At 44.7% G+C, this 4,447-nt stretch carries 3 protein-coding genes and 1 pseudogene; 3 read left to right on the top strand and 1 reads right to left on the bottom strand.

The features are described from left to right. Positions 1-121 precede the first annotated feature (121 nt). The 3 genes from C451_RS22485 to C451_RS20735 all read left to right on the top strand — a co-directional run bounded on the left by C451_RS22485 (position 122) and on the right by C451_RS20735 (position 3,497). On the top strand, positions 122-1,897 hold the full coding sequence (locus C451_RS22485; RefSeq protein ID WP_161605829.1) for a hypothetical protein: 1,776 nt from the start codon (positions 122-124) through the stop codon (positions 1,895-1,897). Between the two features lie 200 nt (positions 1,898-2,097). Beyond that, entirely contained in the window at positions 2,098-2,574 is a 477-nt protein-coding gene (locus C451_RS20730) for a pentapeptide repeat-containing protein (RefSeq protein ID WP_080503465.1), read from the top strand. After that, complete coding sequence (locus C451_RS20735) at positions 2,568-3,497, top strand: pentapeptide repeat-containing protein (RefSeq protein ID WP_275039313.1); 930 nt, start codon at positions 2,568-2,570, stop codon at positions 3,495-3,497. Before C451_RS20730 ends, C451_RS20735 begins: the two co-directional genes overlap by 7 nt. Before the next feature lie 140 nt (positions 3,498-3,637). On the opposite strand, the pseudogene C451_RS23560 reads toward C451_RS20735, so the two are convergent. After that, a pseudogene (locus tag C451_RS23560) lies at positions 3,638-3,727 on the bottom strand (integrase); the annotation flags it as partial. Positions 3,728-4,447 lie beyond the last annotated feature (720 nt).

Raw genomic sequence — 4,447 nt, forward strand, 5'->3', positions numbered from 1 at the left:
TCACAACCTCTCTCTACGCGGTTCTTGAAGATAACCCTATCACGACAGCGCCGTCTGCGTGTTTTGCTCCTTAACCGAACACGAATGGTATGGCCCCCATGCAGCGACGGAGGTTTCTCCTATGGATCGCTATCCGCTACTTGAGGATCTTCTCACTTCTGATGAATCAACAAAACATAGAGTGGGACTAGAAGCTGCTGAGCACGTTTTATCAATCAGCGGTCATAGAGGGAGCGGAATTCCACAGCGTCAAGGAGCCAAACCAACACCGGATCTATGGTATCCAGAAAACAACGAAGAGCGAATAGAATATTTCAAATCAGTTTGGGATCTTGTATACAATAATATAGATAGATATAACGAAGAACATTTCGAAAAAACGATAGGAGTACTTACTGGTAATAGTCGGAGATTGGCAAGTAATTCACGCCTCTCAAGGACTATTCAGAGCACATTCAGTGGTTTGATAGCCCATCGGGATGTAGATGCTGGTGATATTCTTACTGCTACAAGTAGGATAGTCCACTACGACTCTGGTTCATTCTCTGAGGATTTACAAAAATCATGGAAGGAGTTTGAACATGAGATTATAGATCAAGATATCCATACTAAATTAAAACGATACATTTCTGGCTACAACACAGTAGATTATTCAGAAGAACGCGAAGAGGCCACAAAACGTCAAATTGCGAATCTTGCCGGTGATGTAGTCACCGATCCGCAGTTATTAAAGGATGAAATTGGATGGATCCTTGAAGAGAATGGTAAACCGTCTAGAATTTTTGGTTCTGAGCTTGGACAACAAGACGCTACAGGTCGAATGATAGACGTCTTTATTGAGGGGCTGCGGACAGCCCGACCAGACGCAGCATGCACCGTGTTTGGAAGTTATTTAGAAGAGGTAGTTGATTCCTGCGAAAACCCTCCTGAAGATCTATTTTTGCGGCTGAGAAAAGATCCTCATCTGGCAAACTACTTTCCGTTTCTCGCACGAAAATCAGACCCCACTGATAGAGCGGCTATAATGATCTATAACTCCGCCAAACAAGATGAGATCTCTGTAGATTTACTTATCGAAATCAGGTATATTGCACGTATGGGTAACTTGTCGGAACAGTCATTCGCTCGCATTGGATCATATTTGCTGGATGCCGGCACTGCAAAAGCTGCAGGGATATTTGTAAACATCGCATGTGATTATTACCGGACAGATAGTAGTTCAATCGCAGATAGCGATCTGATTCTTGAAGCTCTCACCCACCCAGACTATACGAATCAAAATTCAAAGTTCAATATTTTTGAAAGATGGTTCGAATGGGGGGAATTAGCTAATATAGCGATTTTGCAAAATCACCCCGACAGGCTTCGAATTGCAGAGTTTATTTCAAACTGCTTGGAACAAAATCAGGCGGGGGGTGAACTAAGCCAGTATTTTGATAGGGTTCTTCGGCCACTATTTGAAGAGCAGCCGATGAAAACTTGGGACTTAGTAGCCGGAGTTTTAGATTCAACCCCACACAGAACTCAACTAGAATATTGGCTATCTGGTCGAGAAGTTAATTCAGATGGTCCTGCTATATTACTAGTCCCTGAAAGCGAATTGTGGAAATGGGTTGACAAGGATCCAGATAAGCGAGCATCGATATTGGTACGTTGCTTGCCCGACATAACACACGCTGATTGGTGGGGGTTAACCCAAAAATTGCTAATTCGCCACGGAGACAAACCAAGAGTGTTTGAAGAGTTACGGGCTTTACCTATGGGGCGTATGGGAAGCGAGGAACAATTTCACATCTGGCGTGGAAAGTTACAAGAGCTGAAGAGAAACGCAACAGATCCAATCGTTAAACGATGGCTTTCACAAGAGATACAGGCAGTAGATAGGCTAACACCGTAAGGATACGGGTGTTGTTTTGTTACCTGTTGCTAAAACAAAAACAGCTCGTACACCTGCCTAACGGCTATTCTGGCAGGAAGAATTTATGTCACTCAAACATCAATATGAAGTGAGCGAAACAAGAATAGCTTAAGAAAATACCAACACAAATATACTACTGGAGAAAGTGATACGTCTTCATAGGGAGTCTTCGTCTATACATGCCTTCACAGTGGGCTCGCCGTTGGGGGTACGTTGCTAAAGATGCCCCAACTGGGCGGTGTGGTGTTACTATAAAATTTCTACATACAGACGAAACAGGGCCAGTAAGCGACGTAACTTGTTGGCGAGATTCATGGAAAGACTTCGATCAGTGCGTCTGGCACGCAGATACTGATAATAAACCAAGAGATGACCTAGCCGAAGCCCGAACTGAATATCCTGAACGGCTTGATGGGGCGATCATCCAAGGCAATAATATGGGTTCGTCAATCTCGTTCGCTAACTGTAGAATGAATGGCGCTGAGCTAACTGATGCAAATTTCTCAATGGCTGATTTCAGTAATGCAATGCTCAGATATGCCACCTTAGATGAAACACAATTCTTTCAAACAAATTTTTCAAGGGCTAATCTTAGCCAAGCAACGCTTGAAAAGGTGAATTTGCAAAATGCGGATCTCACACACACACCATTGTAGCCGAATCCAATGTTTCAAATTCGATAGCGATCCAAGCAGATTTTTCCGAGTCGGTCATGTCCGACTCGTTACTACAAGGCACGGCTCTGCAAAATTGTGATTTTAGCAATGCCGATCTGAGGCGTGTGGACCTAACAGGAGCCAATCTTAAGTTCGCATCTCTAAAAGGAGCCAATTTGAATGATGCTGTATTAACAGATACAACCGCTCGAAGCACACAATTTCAGAATGCAGCGCTCGAAAATTCAATTCTCACACGGACTGATTTTCGTGAGGCTAATCTTACACACTCTGATCTTTACCAAGCGCAGTTTTCGAATCCAAGAATCAACAGTGAAACGGACTTTGGGGATATCTGTAGTTACGAAAAGGAGAAGAAATCACCAGTTCTCGCTGAAGAAACATCACCGCTTATGGCAGCGACGTGGGTCTACCGCCGCCTTGAAGATCTTCACGAAGATAATGCTCTAGCCGACCAAGTCCGCGATTATCATATTTCTAAACAAGAAGCCCAGCGGCGCCTTGATCGGCAAAATGGAAATTATGGCCGTTATACGGTTGCCACCCTTAATCGGCTACTTACTAACCATGGAGAAAGCCTTCGTCACCTTCTCTACGCTTGGACGGTCACCATCATTGGTGCTGGGATCCTCTATCCTTTCGTTGGTGGAATCTCTGATAATGGGACAATATACCGATTTCACATCAATTTCGAATGGCCTGTAGTGACAGATTTAGCTGAGGGAGTCGAAGTTCTTCTTCGAAATTTGTATTTCAGTGTTATCACATTTACTACGATTGGTTATGCCAATGTTGCACCCAATGGGTTTGGTTCCCGAGTCTTAGTTGGCGCCGAGTCTCTTGTTGGAGCGATCCTAGTAGCTCTCTTCGTGTACGTCTTGGGTCGGCGAGTGGCCCGGTAAGATCCCAAACTCTCACACCAAATGACAAAGGCTGCTCTTGGTGTCTGATGGAAAATAGAAACTTGAACTGAAAGTGAATCTGGACTAACGATAATACATTATCCGGTATTAGCGACAATATTTTCCACTCTGAAGCCTCTTTATTCGTCTACTCCTTTGAAGGCGTCAGTCATCTGATCAGCAAGTTCCCCCGCTTCGATATGCGAGTAGTGTTCACGAACGACTTCTTCGCGTGTCGGTGATAGACGGTTAATGTTCTTGTCTGGATGCACGGGAGGATAATTCCACGAGCCCGGAGTATTTGATAGCCATTAGTACAGTCACAACCAAGCATAGGTCTACAACCCATCCTGGCATGGCCAGCTCACGGCTCATCGGATTTCTAATATAAATCGCAAAACTTGCTACTGCTCCGACACAAAGTATCCGGGCTATCCTGATTTCGGTTGCTCGTTCCATGTTTTGGACGCTTTCGCAGTCCGGTAAAGCATTTTCGACGTGCGTAACTTACGCATATCTGCCCTGGTAGAAGACTATAGTTTTCCACCAGACTGGGCGAAAGGGGGTTCGATTTATGTTGATCTCAAGAGCCTGTCCAAGAAACATCGGCAAGGAAATCAGATTCTGCGAATTCTGAGTTCACATGACGTAGATTTTATCTAGCNTGTTGATCTCAAGAGCCTGTCCAAGAAACATCGGCAAGGAAATCAGATTCTGCGAATTCTGAGTTCACATGACGTAGATTTTATCTAGCAGAAACTCCTGTATAGCGTAAGGATCCACCCGTGACGTCTAACTTCATCCGATACGACCAAGATCAGCAACACCTCCTGCCGAAGAACGTCGCGGAGTGGGTCGAAGAGGATAGCCTCGAACGCTACGTTTCCGACGTTATCGATCATCTCGACAACGAGGACCGGCTTGATCCCTTCTATCCGGAAGATCGGGCG

The organism is Halococcus thailandensis JCM 13552 (assembly GCF_000336715.1).
GTDB classification, from domain to species: domain Archaea; phylum Halobacteriota; class Halobacteria; order Halobacteriales; family Halococcaceae; genus Halococcus; species Halococcus thailandensis.

What these genes read in the sequence shown, in the direction of transcription:
- C451_RS22485 (WP_161605829.1), top strand. Translation starts at nt 122, where the DNA reads ATGGATCGCTATCCGCTACTTGAGGATCTTCTCACTTCTGATGAATCA.
- C451_RS20730 (WP_080503465.1), top strand. Translation starts at nt 2,098, where the DNA reads ATGCCTTCACAGTGGGCTCGCCGTTGGGGGTACGTTGCTAAAGATGCC.